We start from the raw sequence: 16,041 nt of genomic DNA on the forward strand, positions 1-16,041 counted from the left end.
GGCGCGTCTGCAGCTCTCTCGCATCAGGCGCCGGCGTGCACGCAATGGGATCGCTAGCCGGAAAGGTTTCCTGCAGCGCCTCGTCGAGCAGCGCGTCGGCGTCAGCGAGGTCCGAATGTGGTGTCATCATGGTTCATCTCCATGCCGAGCCCTACGCGGGCGCATCCCCCCGCATGGCGTCATCGAACTCCCGGGTCAGCCGGGACGCCGGTGGCGGCATCCCCGTCACGATGTAGTCTCCAGCCACGCCGGCGTCCTGCGGCGTGAGGCGCAGCTCGCCGAGTCGGGCCTTTAGAAACCCTTCGGCGTCCCCGAGCCTGCGCTCGAGTTCCTGCTTGCTGATGCCGAGTACCTGAGCGGCGGAGGCTCGGGGCACGGCTTCCATCCGACACAGCACCAGCGCCTGGCGCCACGACGTCGGCATCTCCGCAAGAAGCGCCGTTACGAGTCGACGCGTTTCCTTTGCGCTCAACTCCTCTTCGGGCGTACCGTCGGCCGCCGGCGTCACGTCCTCGAGTCGCAGCACTTCGTCGGGTTGCCAGTATTCAAACAGAATCTCGTCATCGTCTTCGCGCGGCTCGCGCAGTTGAACCGGCGGCCTGCCTTCCAGGGAAACCCAGCGGCCCTCGTCGGTCTGCCGGCGGCTCACTTCCTCGGCGAGCACCTCGAGCACGATCTGGTAGAGCCACTGTCTCGGCTCGAACCTGCGTGGGCGCCGCGCGAGTCTTTCGCAGGCGCGGGCCAGCGTCTCGTCGACAACCTCATCGACAGCGGGATCCCCCGGTGCGAGATCGCCGCGCGCCTGCCGGTAGGCGAGTTCGCGCTCCGCGAAGCGCTTGAGTTCCGGAAGCAGCGGGCGCGCGAGCTCGCTGAACATCGCCAGCCCGGCGCCGGCGGGAACGGCAGCCGCGCCTTTGAGTCGCCGCAACCCGGCGCGGCGCTCCTTGCGGCGCCAATTGTCCTCGTGACGCAGATGGGCGATGTGGTGCTCGAGCTGCCGCTCCAGTTCCGCGAAGGAGAGTTCGAGGGCTTTGCCGAGCTCGGGCGATTCGTCTGAGCAGGTGAGTGTGGTGTTCGGCAATCCGAGCCGGAGCCTTGCCCGGTAGAGACTGCGATGGCCGCTTCGTTCGAGGGTCGCACGCAACCGGATGAGTTCGGCCGGGAAGTGCGACAGGTGCGGCTGAAGATGTCGGTCGAGGAGATTGCCAATCAGGCCCTTCAGGTCGGGGCGGGCAAGCTCCGAAATGTTCCGGTAACTGATCGCCGTTTTCATGACAGCCCTGCACGTCTTCCGCTGGCCGCCGCGTCGGAGGCGGCCGTCACTCCTTCAGGGGCGGGGATCGCCGGTGGGACCATCGGCCCGACGCTTGCGCTGCGAGGCTCACCGTATCCGGTGACGTTCCGCTTCGCGCCCCTGACTCTGCCCGCTCGCTGTGTTTCCCAGACACTCGTTACGCGACGCCACGGGCATACGCCAATTGCCCTTCATCGCAATACGGGCTGGCAACACAAAATATAAAAACCAGTGCGAAAAAATCAAGGGCCTCGACGCTCTGTTGGGCATCGCGTGCGACCCCGACGACAGCCGCCCGAGCGCGCGGATGTCGTCGCGCAGAAAATGGATGCCCCGCATGGTGGTGCGTGCGCCTTCCAAGCTCTCCCGTCGGATCAGTAGATTGGAAACACGAAGTCCGGCATCGGTGCAAACTGGATCCCGGAAGCCGGGCAGGTGATGCGCCCTCTCACGGCGACCCGCTGGTTCAGATAAGGCAACAGCAGCAAGTGTTCGGTGGTGCCGGTCTGACCGAGCAAGATGTCGGTCACGACCTTGTCGCTGCACGGTGACGCGGCCGGGCGATCCAGCTGGATCTTCGTATAGTCCCCCGGGGCGAACTGCCCGTTGCCCCGCTGGATCGTGCCGGTGATCCAAATGTCCTGCTGTACCGGCAATGCCCGCGGCAGCGGCGCCACAGCAACCACCGCCGCAGGGAAGGTGCCCGCGGCCAGGGCCGCCGCGGCGAGTAACCCGTGTGAACGTACTTTCATGATGGTGCTCCCATTCCGCGACCGGCACCGCCATGCCCGCCCCGCGCCGGCATGGCAGGAGGCGGGAACCGGTGCCGGCCGCACGGCGCGGCGCCGGACCGGTCGATCAGCGGATCGGCGGTGTCGTACCCAGCTTCTCTGACAGCATCCGCTCGTACACGCCAAAGTGCAGATCGACCTCCTTTTGCGTGACGGGGGTGACCGTAATGTTGATCTGGTCAGGCAACAGGCCCAGCACAACCGCAACCGCGGCTTCAAGTTGCGGTGCACAAACCTTGTCCTCCGCCATCGTCGTGCCGACCAGCACGTCGTAGGTCTTTTCCTGCCGGCAGACGACCTCGACGAGTCGCGCCCGCGCGCTCATGTTGTTGTCGATCGCGAGCCGGACGACCTCCGCTACGGTGCGCATCGTCTCGGTCGGAAAGCCCTTCGTCGAGCGCAGCCGGATACGATGCCTGCCAAGGGTGAGCCAGTCCGTGTCGAATTCCATGGGGTCCTCCGTAACGCAGTCCGATTCGCCGCGATGATAGGAGCCGGTGCAAGAATTTCAAGTGCAAAAACTGCTGCCGCCTCTTGAAATTTTCCGCAGAGTTCCTATCTTAGGTTTCGCTCAGGCAGACGCGCGGGTCGCTTCAATTCGCGCGCTGCGTGTTTCGATTTGTTTGCCAACAGTCTGGCAGGCGAACTGGAGCGCGTAGGCCCGTTCGCCTTCCGGCTGCACTCAAGGAGGATACGATCGTGAGCGATCTTTACTTCGGAACCGACCTCTTCGGCGAGTTCGACCGCCTGCAGCAGCAGATGGCGCAACTCTTCGGCGGTTTCCCATCCAGCATCCGCGCCGGCCGGTTCGGCGCCTTTCCTCAGATCAACATCGGTGCGACTAACGAGTCGATCGAGATCGTCGCCTTCGCCCCGGGTATCAACGCCACCGAACTCGACGTATCGATCGACAAGGGCCTGCTGACCATCAGCGGCGAACGCAAATCGACACAACCCGAGGCTGGAAGCGAGACGCGCACCTATGCGCAGGAGCGCTTTGTCGGCACCTTCCGGCGGGTCATCGAGCTGCCCGACACCGCTGATCCCGACAAGGTCCAGGCGCACTACGAAAATGGCTGCCTGTCGATCAGTATCGGCAAGCGCGAGTCGTCCAAGCCACGCGCCATCACTGTCCAGTAACCTGAGGAGCCGATCATGACCGACACGACCCAACTGGCTGAACGCGACCAATCCGCCGTAGCGCGTCGCGACACTGAACAGGCCACGCGCCGAATCACGCTCACCCCGGCCGTCGACATATACGAGGACAGCCAGGGTGTCACGTTGTGGGCAGATCTACCCGGCGTGACGAAGGACAAGCTGGACGTCAAAGTTCACGACAGCAGCCTCTCGATCGAGGCCGAGGCGGTGGTGCCAACGCCGGCAAATCTGCGGCTGCAGCATGCCGAGGTCCGCCAACCGCACTTCGCCCGAACGTTCACGCTGTCACCGGACTTCGATACGTCAAAAATCGAGGCGAGCCTTCAGGACGGGGTGCTGAAGCTGACAATCCCACGCCGCGACGAGGCACGCCCACGGCGCATCGAAATCAAGACCAACTGATGCGTCAGCAGCGGCAGGTCGGCAGCGCGAGCGTCTCCGTTGCCGCGAAACAGGAGCAGGGAGCCCGATGCCTGATATGACGCTGGAGTCTTGGAAAGGGCACGCGATCCACATCCGCACGATCCCCGTGCAACAAATCGTGGCACGCGTGTCCGCACCGGACGGCTACATCGCTATTGTGCGGATCGAACGGAGCGGTGAGGTATTGGCCGACTGGCATCTGCCGTGCTTCAGCGAACGTTGGACGAGCGCGGCCGAAGCACAGCGCGACGCGATCGAGTACGCAGTGAAACTGATCGATCGCGGCGTGCTGGGAGCAGTCGGAGTTCAGGGCGCGCTCGCTACTTGATGGGCCGGCCGCCACGCTCATAACAGATTGAAGCTGAATCGGAGGACGCTATGAACACTGATCTAAAAAAGTGGAACCCCTTCAAGTTCCTTCGCGGCGCTGCCCGCAAGTCCGATGCAGAAAGCCCGGAAAGCCCGCCGGCAAGCGAGCAATGGCGGGCCTCGTGGCCTGACATTCCGCGACTGTTCTCACGTGAACCATGGCGTGCAGTGGAGGACTTCTTTCATGACCCGTTTGCGGGCCGTGGCGCGCTCGAACGATGGTTTGGCGACTTCAGTTCATCGCGCTTCCAGCCGCGCATCGACGTCGTCGATGAAGGGCCGGTGCTACGCGTGACGGTCGAACTGCCCGGGATGGAGCGCGAAGATCTGAAGGTGAGCGTCGAGGATGGGGCAATCGTGCTGCGCGGAGAGAAAAGGCAGGATGTGCGCAGCGAGGAAAACGGCTGCTACCGGCTGGAGCGCGCCCATGGAAGCTTCATGCGCACGATCCCGATGCCGGATAACGCCGATCCCGATCACACCTTGGCAAAGTTTGACAACGGTGTACTCACGTTGACCGTGCCGAAATCGGAGCCGGCGCAGACCGTGAGTCGCACGATCGATATCGGCTAGGGCAAGCACGGAAAAATCCCGTGGCGGGCGGATACCAGACGGTACGCGCCATCACCGCAGGCTGTCTCGACGACACAGGTTCGCGGGCGCTTCTTTGCGTGACGGCGTAGCGCTGCATCGCAGCGCGTCCCCTATGCGGCCTGCCCTACGTGTCGTTTTTCTGCAGCGTTCCCCTGCATTCGGGACCATGGTTTACGGGAGACGGAAATGCTCAGTCCACACGAATTTGCGACCTTGATGCTGCTTCGCCAGGCGCCAGACCAGATCGACATGAATCGCGCCGAGCTTGACGCGCTGCTCGAACGCCAGCTGGTAATGCTGGAACATTGCGCCGCAGGCGCACGCCTCGCGTACCTGACCGAGAAGGGCAAGACGTTCCTCGACGCGCTCCACCCGAGCGACAAAACACGCCGAAGCCGGAAGACCGCCGGCAACGGCGGTGGGGAAAGCGCGGAGACTTCTTCCGTGCCGGGTGGCCGCACGACGGATATCGTGGTGCCTGGACGCGAAGGCTGAATGGCTGTAGATCGCAACGACAAGCTTGTCGTCGCCGCCGTGACGCGCGGGCGCGAGGTTACGGGAACGTCCCGGTAACCTCGCGGCGGCGACAGCCGTCGTGGTAGTGTCCTCGCGCATTATCGGTGACGCGGGGCCCGCGGTGCCATGCGGAATGCCGTGCGCGCCCGGTCGAACTGAAAATCCCGCATCGCCGGGCTCGCTTCGGGCGCAACGCTCTTCAGGAGGTGTCATATGCAAACGGACAACGTCATGGAGTATCACGGCTGCGAGGTCCGGCCGGTGGTAACCGCCACCGGAAAGGGCCGCTATGCAGCAGCGGCCATCGTCACCGACCGGGCCGGCGAAACACGCACGCTCGGCGTCGATGGGGACTTCGCCAACGCCCAGGAGGCACGCGATGAAGCGCTGGAGCTTGCCGTTGCATGGATCCAGCAACGCTCAGTCGTTTCAGAGCGGTATGTCCGACGGATCTAGCGTTCCGGCCGGAAACCGCGGGCCGGACGCGAGGTGGACACCTGCGGAATTTATGCCTGCAACACGTTGGCACTATTCGGCGCACCCTATGGCGGGTGTAGGGGCGCTCTCAAGAAGGAGCGGATTTTATCGACGCCAATGTGGAAACGCTAGCGATTGATTGGGTTGATCAGGCGCAGCGGCTTGGGGCGACGACGCTGTCCGCGAGGGCGCTGGATGCTTCGGCCCGGCGATTTCTGAAAGCCCTTGCACGGGATATAAGGGACGCGCAGAGCGACGCCCAGCAGATTGCAAAAGGCCGGGGCGAGCGTCCGCTCAATGCATCGAACGTTACTCGAGAGGCTCGGCGACACGCAGACGACCACCCCGCGCAAGGCTTTTCCCTCAACGACGTAATAACGGAATACCGGGCATTACGTACCAGCGTGGCGCGTCGCTGGCTGAGCATCGATCCGAACGAAGATCCGCGCCGGCTCACCGAACTGGTGCGTTTGGACGAGGCGGTCGACCAAACACTCAGCGAAGCGGTCGAACGTTATGCTGCCGGACTTGAGCTCAATCTTCACCGCCTCGCTGCCACGCATGCCGCCGCAAGACGCCCCGCGTTGACGATCCCGACAGTGGCTGCTGAGAATCGGCGTCGCGTCGGCGTGTACCTACCGGACTGAAACGATATCCCGTATTCACAAAGAAAGCGTAAGCAGCATGGGCAGTGCTGGACAGATAACGCACATTATCTGTCCATGCTTGTTTCTCGTCTAAACTGGCAATCATGAAAACGCGTGAGACCGAACCCATCACCTTTCCTGACGATGCCGAACTGGCCGCGCTGCGTGCCTGGTATGCCGGGCTCGACGCGCGCGCGGCCGTGGCGCGCTATCTGGGCGAGCGCAAGCCGCCCGGGGTCTCCGCGCGCGGGGTGCTCGGCCGCATCCGGCGCGCGCTGGTCGCGTTCGCGACGAGCCGTCACCGGGTCGATCTGGCCGAAGCCTTCGGCGAGCGGTCCGCCGCGTCGGCCGACACCGTTGCGCGCGCGATCGAGACGTTGCGCAGCCTGCCAGCACCCGTGCCGCACATCGCCGACGAGATTGACCAATGGTTGCCGGCACGCGCGGTGGCCGCGCTGCGGGCGCATGGCATCCGGACGCTGGCCGAGCTGACCGTGCGGATTCCTCGCCGGCGCCGCTGGTGGACGGCGATTGCAGGTCTCGGCGTCGCCAGTGCGCGCCGCGTTGAGGCGTTCTTTGCTGCCCATCCGGCGCTGACCGAACGGGCGCGGGCGCTGATCGTCGCGGCACCGGCCGGGGACATCGTGCCGTGGGAGCAGTTGCGTTTGCCGCACGAAGTCGACGGCTCGCACGGACAGTTCCGCGCACCGCGGGCCGCCTGCCTGCTCAATGCACCCAACGACTACGAGGCGATTCAGTCCTGGCTGTCGCTGCACGAATCTGCCGTCACGCAGCGCGCCTACCGCAAGGAAGCGGAGCGCCTGATCTTGTGGGCGATCGTCGAGCGGGGCCGTGCGCTGTCGTCGCTCACCACTGACGACGCGATCGCGTACCGGGCATTCCTGCGCCGGCCCACGCCGCGCGAGCGCTGGGTCGGGCCGTCGCGGCCGCGGCACAGTGTCGAATGGCGGCCGTTCATCGGCGCGCTGTCGCCCCGATCAGCGGCATACGCACTGAATGTCCTGTCCGCGCTGTTCCGATGGCTCGTCGAGCAGCGCTATGTCCTTGCGAATCCGTTCGCCGGCGTCAAGGTCAAGAGCCACGCGCCGCGCGCGGGACTGGACGTGTCGCGTGGCTTCTCCGAGGGCGAGTGGTTGCTGATCCGCACCGTTGCCAACGGCCTCGAATGGTCCTATGGCTGGAGCGTGCCGGCCGCCCAGCGCCTGCGGTTTCTGCTGGACTTCGGCTATGCGACGGGCCTGCGCGCCAGCGAGCTGGTTGGCGCGACGCTCGCCGACATCCGCCGGGACGAACACGGCGATCACTGGCTGCACGTGCTCGGCAAGGGTGGCAAGCAGGGCAAGGTCGCGCTGCCGCCGCTGGCCCGGACGGCGCTCGACCAGTATCTCGTGCAGCGGGGGCTAGCAGTCACCCCCGCGCGCTGGAATCCGGCGACGCCGCTTGTGGCTAGCCTCGAGGGGGACGCCAGCATCGAAAGCACGCGGCTCTGGCGCGTGCTGAGGCGGTTCTTCGTGCTGGTGGCCGATGCGATTCAGAACGAGCGGCCCGGGACGGCCGAGAAGCTGCGCCGGGCGAGCCCGCACTGGATGCGGCACACACACGCGTCGCATGCGCTGGCGCGGGGCGCCGAGCTGATCATGGTGCGTGACAATCTGCGCCATGCGTCGATCTCGACGACGTCAACCTATCTGCACAGCGACGAAGTGCAGCGCGCCCGGCAGTTCGATCAGGCGTTTGCGGCACGGGACTTCAAGCAGTAGGCCGTTTATACGAATTTCCTCATGAGCCCATCGGTTTTCATGACTATCGCGCTTATGATAGGAATTTACGCTTACCTTGTTCGCCCCCCGTCGAGACGCGCAGCGCACGTGCGCTGACCGGTGCCGTCGCGCGCGGCGGCGCGTCGCTGTGGGGCACGCGGTGCAGGGCAGGGGCACGCGACGCGGCGTTCGTCAACGGGATCGCCGCGCACGCGCTCGAGCTCGACGATGCCGGCGGTTGCGATCATTCGGGCGCGGTCGTGCTGCCGGCCGTGCTCGCCGCGCTGTCGTGCACGGACCGTCCTGTGACAGGTCGGGAGTGCGTGGCGGCGATCGCACTCGGCTACGACGTCGGCCGACGCGTGCTGGAAGCGGCCGGCGGCTACTCGGCCCACAACGGTGCGGGCTGGCACTCGACGCTCAGTTGCGGCGTGTTCGGCGCGGCAGCGGCAAGCGCACGCGTGCTCGGACTCGATGCCGCGCGCACGCGCGACGCGCTCGGCCATGCGGCGAGTTTCTCTGGTGGCCTGTGGGGATTCATCCACGACGGATCGCAAACGAAGCGGCTGCATGCCGGGCGTGCGGCGGAAGGCGGCGTGCTCGCGGCGCTGCTGGCACGCGAAGGCGTAAGCGGCCCGGCAAGAGTATTCGACGATGTATGGGGCGGTTTCTTCAACACGTTCGCCGCTCAATCGCATGCGCCCGACGCATTGACCGACGGCCTCGGTGCGCACTGGAAGATGATGCGCTGCTCGATCAAGCCGCACGCGTCGTGCCGCAGCGCGCATGCGGCGGTTGACGCGGCGTTGCAGCTTGCGGACGGCCGCACGTTCGAGGCCGATGAAATCGAACGGGTGATCGTGCGGGCGAGTGCGTTCGTTGCCCGGATGTGCGGCGGCCGCGACCTGTCGACGCTGTCGTCGGCGCAGATGAGCCTGCCGTACGCGGTTGCGGCGGCCTTTGCGTACGGCGACACGGGGATCGGTGTTTATCGGGATGACAGGCGCACCGATTCGCGCATCACGGCGCTGCTTGCGCGCATCGCGATCGAGATCGATCCCGCGTTACGCGATCTCGACGAGCCGACGGTGATCCTGTATCGCGCGGACGGACGGTGGGAATCGTGTCACGTGCCGATCGCGCTCGGCGACCCGCGCAATCCGCTGTCCGATGCAGCACTGTTGGCGAAGTTTCGTGCGCTGGCGGGTATGACGCTCGAGCGAGCACGGGCCGAAGCGTTGAGCGACACGTGCCTGGCGCTGGAGCGGCAAGTGGACGCGCGCGTGTTGAATGAGCTGCTTGTGGGGGATGCGGGAGGTCGTGGAGATGGAGCGACGATGTGTTGAATGGTGCGGGTGTTGCCGCGGAGACTGTGTATGCCGGAGTACGAACATAATTTTACATAATATGTATGATCAATTTTTTACATACGTGTAGATCCCAAGTTCAGATGCCGCGTTTCCGCTAAATAAAAATGTCGTGTTTTTGGTGTGTAGGTTGATCGCCAGCCCCTTCAAGGAGCGCCGGCGATGAACGCGACTGGGACGATCACGATGACGATGCGCGAGCTGGACAGATTCAAGGTCATACAGGACGTGGCGGACGGCAAGCTGAGGCCATGGCGAGCGGCTGAGCGACTCGGGCTGACTGCTGCCCGGGCAAAGAACCGTCAACGTCAATGAGCATCTGGCGATGATCTCCAATGTATAGGCAAGCTGAGCCCGCGAGGGATGCCACGCAACTCGCCCGTGAACGCCTAGTCAGACTTGCGATTGAGTTGGGTCAACGCCTGCGGGCTTCCGACGTGGTGAGATCGCACTCAAGCTCACCATTCAAGCATCCGCGTCAGTTGAACAAATGTCCAATGAGCAGTCGGTGAAGATACTGAGCACTCGTATATGCAGCATACGGTTGCCATTCGTTATTTTTTGTGGGATCAGCGAAGTCACAAACTGATTTCAAAACCAGCGCAACCGGACGATTCGGTCCCATATAGAACGCAGCGCTCATTACGCCATAGGCCTCCATCTCAATACCAATCGTCTTTCGATTTTGTGACCGAATAAGTTCAACAGTCACTGGATCCTCAAGCACCACGGCCCCGGTGGCGACAGGTCCAACTCTAACGGTCAGGTCGTGAGCTGGACGCTTGCCTTTAAAATTTGCGTAGATTTCGTTCAAATATTCACGGGACACCGCTAATGTGCGAATTTTGGCCGCTACCTCAGGATCCAAAGTCATCTGGGCGGGATCACTCAAGAATACTGGTTTCCCCTTCCTAACAGTCAATTTCCCACTACCCCAATCCCATGATGGATCCGCGACAAGTATGTCGCCCAGTTCGGCCTCTCCGCTCACAGCGGCAGCCACACCGGTCATCGATAAGAAAGCGGGCTTGAACTTTAGACACATTTTGGTGGCGAGCGCCGCAGTCGCAGCCATTCCCATACGCGGCGAACTTGCCGCAATGACCGACTTCTTTCGCCCATCTTTGAGCGTGATCGTGCCGATGTGATATGAGCTTATGTCATCATTAAATCTTGTCGCCCTCCACTCGTATGGGAGCGCAAGCACAGCTTCTAACTCGGTATGTTCCAATGCCGTGATAATGGCGACATCAAACGCGGGATTATCCGATGCAGTTCCCATCAATTGGGCGGCTAACAATGTTTCCAATTCATCTTCTGCCGGGTCGAGCAGAAGTGCCCAACCGCGCGAGCCGAAGAAATCTTTGCACTGCACGTAAGAATCCTTATGTGAGGTCAGCCCTATAACTCGCCCTGGTTTTAAGACGTCATCCTTAAGTTCCAAATATTCGAGAAGCTGCTTACCGCCAGCCACGTCCACATCCATGCCCAGTTCAGATGGAATCTGAAGATCGAGGACAAGCAAATCGACGCGTCGGCTTTTCATGAATTTGAGCGCATCACGAGCGCTTGACACATGAGCCAACTCAGTGTTAGCCATGCCCTTTACCACGTTGGCTAGGAGCTTAGCTTTACCATCGTATTGATCATCGACAACAAGGACTAGCATGATTTAAATCCTGTTTATTATTTCAAATAGCTCACGCTTCCAGCTCTCCACGGAAGTACTGTAGTAAATTGCGCCTTGGAAAATTCCAGGAAATTCACGCGCACATTCCGCCGTTAGCTCACGAAGGTCGACGGTGCCCTTTGCAAATGCTTTGTATTGCGTTATTACAACGACGGGCATGCTGATGTCGCGTAGCTTCATTTGAGCAAGAAGTTCCTTCCCAGCGAAGCCCTCGTGTTCCTCGAACGTCGACGCGCTATCGGACGCATCAACTGGCATGCTCATATCCAGCAGTATGAGGTCAAACGATTGGCCTGAAATAATCTCCCTTAGCCCACCTCGTAGCGATTCACACTCCACTATGTCAAGAGGCGCACTGATGCATGTTCTGACGTGCTCGGATATCGCTCGTCGCTTTGACTCTTCGTCCTCAACCAACAGAATTTTCATTGTCTACACACACTTTTTCGCATTCAATTAAAGGAATCTCGATTTCTACCAAAAAACGATCTTCGCTTACGTATCCAAGCTTGACTACATGCCGGACGTTCAAATCTTTGTCGAACAAACGCCACAATTTGAAGAAACCAGATCCACCTTCGCCTTGCGCTACATTCACTGGAGTCTGCGAATTGGCCGGATCGCGATAGCGCTCAAGCCTAGCATTCTCTGCGCTTACGTCGGCAACTACCGAGCAATTGTTTTCAACTGAAATGACAACCGTATCGTGTAGAATCTTTGCCTCTACCTTGACCATTACGTCATCTCGAGGCAAGCCAGACTTTGAGACTGCGTTCTCGAAAAGAATGTAAAGGACATCGACGAAAGGATTCAGAAATGCCCCCCTCCAGCAAAGACCACTGGCATCACCAAAATTCACCTGTAGATCAACAGACATTTTTGCGATCTGAACCGGAATATCGAGGTCAAAACTCAGGATGTTGGTACCTCTGGCACGCGTGAACCAGCCTAAAACGGTATCAAATGCCTGCATGAGACCAACTCTGGCTCGAGCCAAGGCGTCAGGAAAATCACCGAGATTCTCTATTCCACAATTGTGAATCGCGTGCCTCTCCAATTCTTCAAGCATTGAAATTGCCTTTTCCCTCATTTCCTCGTCGATCTTTCTACGTATTTCGATCAGGTTACCTTCCGTGCGCTCCCACAACCATCTCATTGCAACTGATACAAAATCGGTGTAAATCGCCTTTTGACCCAACTCGCTCTGCAGAGAGTACGCCTCAACTGCGGTCACCGAATAATTGAACAACGACTTCGTAGCCTCGCCGTCCTTACCCAGACCAGATATATCCTGATCGATGGTAAATATTCTGAGCCAGTTATCGTTCACCTCGTCCACTAGTTCGTTCAGTTTGATACTGAACTCCACAATGGCTTGCTCAAGTACACCTACAGCGCTCGCTTTTGGATTCACTCTATCCTGCCAATCACGGCTCATCTTGTATCCAGCCGTGTCGGTAGCTTTGGATGCCAGCAGGAAATTGTCGAGCAGAGGCTTTCTGATAGTGTTCGGAAAATGCCCATGCCGAATGCGCGTACTTAGGTAAACGTTAATCCCCCGCTCGCCAAATGCAAACTGATCACGGGCAAGCTTGATCAACTTCATAAAAACGCTATTTTTTTCGTTCAGAACTATATCCTGAACGTGGATTGTGTGAGCGTTCCGAAACAAAAGCTCGTCTTCCTTCATCAACTTGAGAAACTTGCTAAGCGCCAACTCATCTTCAAAACCGGAAAAATCCTGTGTCCGAATGACAGAGAATCGCTCAAACAGTGTTTTGAACGCAACTGACGGTGAACCTGTCAGCAGATTTGCGTCTGAAAAAATTCTACTTCCCTGCACGTGATTGACAGCTTCTCTCAGTACCAATCTGCGCGTGCGATCCTTGACTTCAAAGATTAACTCCTCATCGCCTTCGTAGCGCTCCAGTAACAATTTACACACTTCGACGCGACACATCTCAATGTCTTTGGGCGTATCGAAATACAAATACAGCTTCATCACTTCTGGGGTACATACATGGCGAAGGAAATAATCCATCTTCACCGACGTGAATCTTTCCGAATTTGCTATATCGATCGGATTGGGCTTCTCATTGTTCACCAAGAAACGTTCAAAGCTGTATTTCAGTGCTGCATCGTACTCGTCTCCGATGTACCGAGAGTGAATACTAAATACGATTGGGATTGAAATTGACCGACTGTCCTTTATGATCTCGCTACACGCCTTAGCCAGACCGGAGCTATCGAACGCACTGAGCAGATTGGCATTTTGCAGAACAGCGTCGACATATACGTCCGCAGCTTTCTCAATCGCGCCCGTCGATCGATAGGCCTCAATGAGCGCCCTACTCGCATCTTGCGCGACACGAACATCGTCTGAACGGAGCAAGGCTTCCAGCAGTGGAATCGCCGCTGCATAGCGATGCCGAGCCAAGTTCCATAAAGCCCTAAACTTAAGCTGACGTGTATCGTCAATTCCGATCATTTCCGTGCTGGTTGGCTCAGCATCGATGGACGATCGCATCCTGTTGAATAGCCTAGCGGTCACCGAGTCCTCTGTCACCAAAAACCGCAGGGTATCGATATCAATATATCCCCTGCGTGCGAGAACTTCAGCTTTTGCGGGAGTGGTAAGTGAAGACAGCAACAATGAGGTCTGTCTTAGCTGTTCGTTTGTTACGGCATCGTAGAAACGCGTCTCCCTCTCGAGTAGGTAGCGAAGTTCGCGAAACCACGTGAACATACCCAAGGCGTGGCAATAGGCGAGCAACATTGCTCTAGATTTTTCGTACTGAGAGGATTTCGTCAGCACATCCCTCAATGGAAGCAGAATGTGCGAAAGGCCGGCTGACGGGCATACGTCAGTGTCTAACCGCGAAAGTGCTTTCGCCCAAATCTCCACCAGGCCAAAGTGCTCTATCAGCGCTTCCTCTTCCACCATGCGTCGACAAACCGTCTCATAGTCACCGGCAGTATATAAATCGACAATTTCGATAGCCGCTGCCGTGATCGTTGGTGGCTCGAGTACTCCCCATGCCACGGCCAAATTGTCTAATGACGAATGTTGCAGATTTCTCCTCAAGTCGACCAATACACGCTTGCACAGCGCTACCGTTGTATCATCTTCGTCATGGAGGTGATTGACGAGAAAATCGACAAGACACTGAAATACGTCAACGGCTGAAGACTCTTTTTCTATTTCTAATATTTTCTCGAAATCGTATTCGAATTCGACATTGAACGGTACCAACTTGTACATCAGAAAATGCAACATGACACCGACAAAGCTGCGCTTTATCTTCATCTCGAAGAACCGACTCTCCGATTGCAACGTCTCCGGATCGTCAAATCGACTAGTCAGATTAAATGCGAGAGCCTTAAAAAATCCGTTGTCTGCAGACTCAGATATAACCTTTGAAAGATAGCCACGGCGTGCATCTGCGTCGATGAGAGAGAGAAGCGTCCCGTGCAAGGAAACGCCCCACGAGCTCAGGCCGACCTTTTCCTCGATAGAATCGACGGTGTGCAACGCAGCAGCATAGTCCTCCGCAAGAATCTGCCCTAAAAGTTGCCCTTGCTCATCAAGAAAATACTGCAACTCTGCTTTGTGTGCCTCAAGCAACCCTAAACACCAAGCGATGCACTTCTCTAAGGATAAATTGTTCGGAGTGTTCCGCGTGTAGATCTTGGACGCCCCTCCGCGATTAGGATGCAAAGCTGCAACAAAATGTCTATGTCTCTTGAGGGTTGGAGTACTACGACGAATTTCCGCTGCACTCAAATTACTAAAGAAACGATTATGCACAATTCGCACATCGCTTGATGACGCGAGGGCCCTCGAGAGGTTTGACTGCTTTCTCTTTTTTTCTCGACCAGACTTCACCATCAATTCCTAAAGAGTAAATTTACGCACGAACTTGGCACTAGTTCTTAATGTCTAGGTTCACCGCACCCGACCAACGCGGCACCAAAAGCTACCGTCAGGATGGGTTTTAACCTCAATGTGCCCGGGCCTTGCGCGGGGTCATGGAGTCGGCCGGCCCGACAGCATCGACAGCCCCGTCAGGCCTGAACGATCACAGGATCAAGAACGTGATTGATCACTACAAGGCCCCTTTCTCGTCTGTGGGAACAACTATCAAAGCGGTTTTACTTTGAACGTTCTGTGTTGCTTGGCTCAATATGCGCCGCGACATCCGTCGCATCGCGACGCCATGTGGTGCGGGCCAACGGATCGCTTAGGACGTAGGGGGCGTGCAATGGTCGGTATTCCAACAGACCGCTTACACGCCCTGGAAAGTGAATCCGTGCTACGCCATAAACATTTTTCTCAGTCTGGCGTGCCGCCCAGTCTTTGACCCGAATAAGCCCCTCGCGCTCATCCGAATTAATCTGGCGATAGGATAGAAGGCAGGAGAACGTCGCCCCGTTCTCCAAAGCGTGCTCGAATATTTTAGTTGATTGACCTATCGGCGCGGCCGCGGACGCATCGCCGCCAATCACGAAGCAATTTATGCATATCGCATCAACACCAGGTTTAAGGTCAAGGATCGAGACTTTCTTCTGGGTAGTTCGATTGTCCGATCGAAGTTCAGATTCTGGTATCAAGATCCGTAGAGCGGGCTTCGACGCATCTATGTGCTTCCATTGAGCGATGTGGCGAGCTCCATTGACGGAAGGTCCACCCGCTTGAAGGTACTCGCTTCTGAGAGACCAGTTGCAGTCGCCTGATTGATGGAGACTGACTTTTGAGCTTTCCTTCATGAGCAGCGGGGTTACGTAAACGTCACTTCTTGACGCTACGATGCTCCAGGTGGTTGAAATTCTCCCGTCTGCCGCACGAACATAAAACCGAAACTCGGCCTTTTTCCCCATTTTTGCTTTCGCCCCGGATCCGACTATAGTCGCATTACTCAGAATTATGCCGC

The 16,041-nt window shown here is 58.8% G+C and carries 16 protein-coding genes; 9 read left to right on the forward strand and 7 right to left on the reverse strand.

Annotated features, from left to right (window positions below; translation table 11 throughout):
* Window positions 1–151: 151 nt before the first annotated feature.
* The 3 genes from DIE15_RS13855 to DIE15_RS13865 all read right to left on the reverse strand — a co-directional run bounded on the left by DIE15_RS13855 (window position 152) and on the right by DIE15_RS13865 (window position 2,536).
* Entirely contained in the window at window positions 152–1,273 is a 1,122-nt protein-coding gene (locus DIE15_RS13855; RefSeq protein ID WP_124833550.1) for an RNA polymerase subunit sigma-28, read from the reverse strand.
* A gap of 395 nt (window positions 1,274–1,668) precedes the next feature.
* Window positions 1,669–2,046, reverse strand: a complete 378-nt coding sequence (locus DIE15_RS13860) for a hypothetical protein (RefSeq protein WP_124833551.1) — start codon at window positions 2,044–2,046, stop codon at window positions 1,669–1,671.
* A 106-nt stretch (window positions 2,047–2,152) separates the two neighbouring features.
* A complete protein-coding gene (locus DIE15_RS13865) occupies window positions 2,153–2,536 on the reverse strand; it encodes a hypothetical protein (protein WP_124833552.1) in 384 nt (127 codons plus the stop codon).
* A gap of 248 nt (window positions 2,537–2,784) precedes the next feature.
* Between DIE15_RS13865 and DIE15_RS13870 the strand changes: the two genes are divergently transcribed.
* The 9 genes from DIE15_RS13870 (at window position 2,785) to DIE15_RS13910 (ending at window position 9,399) form a co-directional block, all read left to right on the forward strand.
* A complete protein-coding gene (locus DIE15_RS13870; RefSeq protein WP_124833553.1) occupies window positions 2,785–3,225 on the forward strand; it encodes an Hsp20/alpha crystallin family protein in 441 nt (146 codons plus the stop codon).
* Between the two features lie 15 nt (window positions 3,226–3,240).
* Window positions 3,241–3,648: an Hsp20/alpha crystallin family protein gene (locus DIE15_RS13875; protein WP_124833554.1), complete on the forward strand. Its 408-nt coding sequence runs from the start codon at window positions 3,241–3,243 to the stop codon at window positions 3,646–3,648.
* Window positions 3,649–3,715: 67 nt separating this feature from the next.
* Complete coding sequence (locus DIE15_RS13880; RefSeq protein ID WP_124833555.1) at window positions 3,716–3,997, forward strand: DUF6566 family protein; 282 nt, start codon at window positions 3,716–3,718, stop codon at window positions 3,995–3,997.
* Between the two features lie 50 nt (window positions 3,998–4,047).
* Window positions 4,048–4,611: an Hsp20/alpha crystallin family protein gene (locus DIE15_RS13885; RefSeq protein WP_124833556.1), complete on the forward strand. Its 564-nt coding sequence runs from the start codon at window positions 4,048–4,050 to the stop codon at window positions 4,609–4,611.
* Window positions 4,612–4,818: 207 nt separating this feature from the next.
* A complete protein-coding gene (locus DIE15_RS37655; protein WP_260428252.1) occupies window positions 4,819–5,127 on the forward strand; it encodes a hypothetical protein in 309 nt (102 codons plus the stop codon).
* A gap of 234 nt (window positions 5,128–5,361) precedes the next feature.
* Window positions 5,362–5,604 (forward strand): hypothetical protein, encoded by a 243-nt coding sequence (locus DIE15_RS13895; RefSeq protein WP_085039076.1) that lies wholly within the window; start codon window positions 5,362–5,364, stop codon window positions 5,602–5,604.
* A 140-nt stretch (window positions 5,605–5,744) separates the two neighbouring features.
* Window positions 5,745–6,272 (forward strand): RsbRD N-terminal domain-containing protein, encoded by a 528-nt coding sequence (locus DIE15_RS13900; RefSeq protein ID WP_185734449.1) that lies wholly within the window; start codon window positions 5,745–5,747, stop codon window positions 6,270–6,272.
* Between the two features lie 104 nt (window positions 6,273–6,376).
* On the forward strand, window positions 6,377–8,053 hold the full coding sequence (locus tag DIE15_RS13905; protein ID WP_124833558.1) for a phage integrase family protein: 1,677 nt from the start codon (window positions 6,377–6,379) through the stop codon (window positions 8,051–8,053).
* A 29-nt stretch (window positions 8,054–8,082) separates the two neighbouring features.
* Window positions 8,083–9,399: an MmgE/PrpD family protein gene (locus DIE15_RS13910; RefSeq protein WP_311771974.1), complete on the forward strand. Its 1,317-nt coding sequence runs from the start codon at window positions 8,083–8,085 to the stop codon at window positions 9,397–9,399.
* Window positions 9,400–9,898: 499 nt separating this feature from the next.
* Here DIE15_RS13910 and DIE15_RS13915 read toward each other — a convergent pair whose 3' ends face one another.
* The 4 genes from DIE15_RS13915 to DIE15_RS13930 form a co-directional block, all read right to left on the reverse strand.
* Window positions 9,899–11,089, reverse strand: a complete 1,191-nt coding sequence (locus DIE15_RS13915) for a response regulator (RefSeq protein WP_124833559.1) — start codon at window positions 11,087–11,089, stop codon at window positions 9,899–9,901.
* Between the two features lie 3 nt (window positions 11,090–11,092).
* On the reverse strand, window positions 11,093–11,368 hold the full coding sequence (locus tag DIE15_RS36985; protein WP_185734451.1) for a hypothetical protein: 276 nt from the start codon (window positions 11,366–11,368) through the stop codon (window positions 11,093–11,095).
* A gap of 151 nt (window positions 11,369–11,519) precedes the next feature.
* Window positions 11,520–14,999 (reverse strand): tetratricopeptide repeat protein, encoded by a 3,480-nt coding sequence (locus tag DIE15_RS13925; protein ID WP_124833561.1) that lies wholly within the window; start codon window positions 14,997–14,999, stop codon window positions 11,520–11,522.
* A gap of 263 nt (window positions 15,000–15,262) precedes the next feature.
* On the reverse strand, window positions 15,263–15,988 hold the full coding sequence (locus tag DIE15_RS13930; RefSeq protein ID WP_124833562.1) for a hypothetical protein: 726 nt from the start codon (window positions 15,986–15,988) through the stop codon (window positions 15,263–15,265).
* Window positions 15,989–16,041 lie beyond the last annotated feature (53 nt).

The sequence above is a fragment of the Burkholderia sp. Bp9031 genome (genome assembly GCF_003857965.1).
GTDB classification, from domain to species: Bacteria; Pseudomonadota; Gammaproteobacteria; order Burkholderiales; family Burkholderiaceae; genus Burkholderia; species Burkholderia ambifaria_A.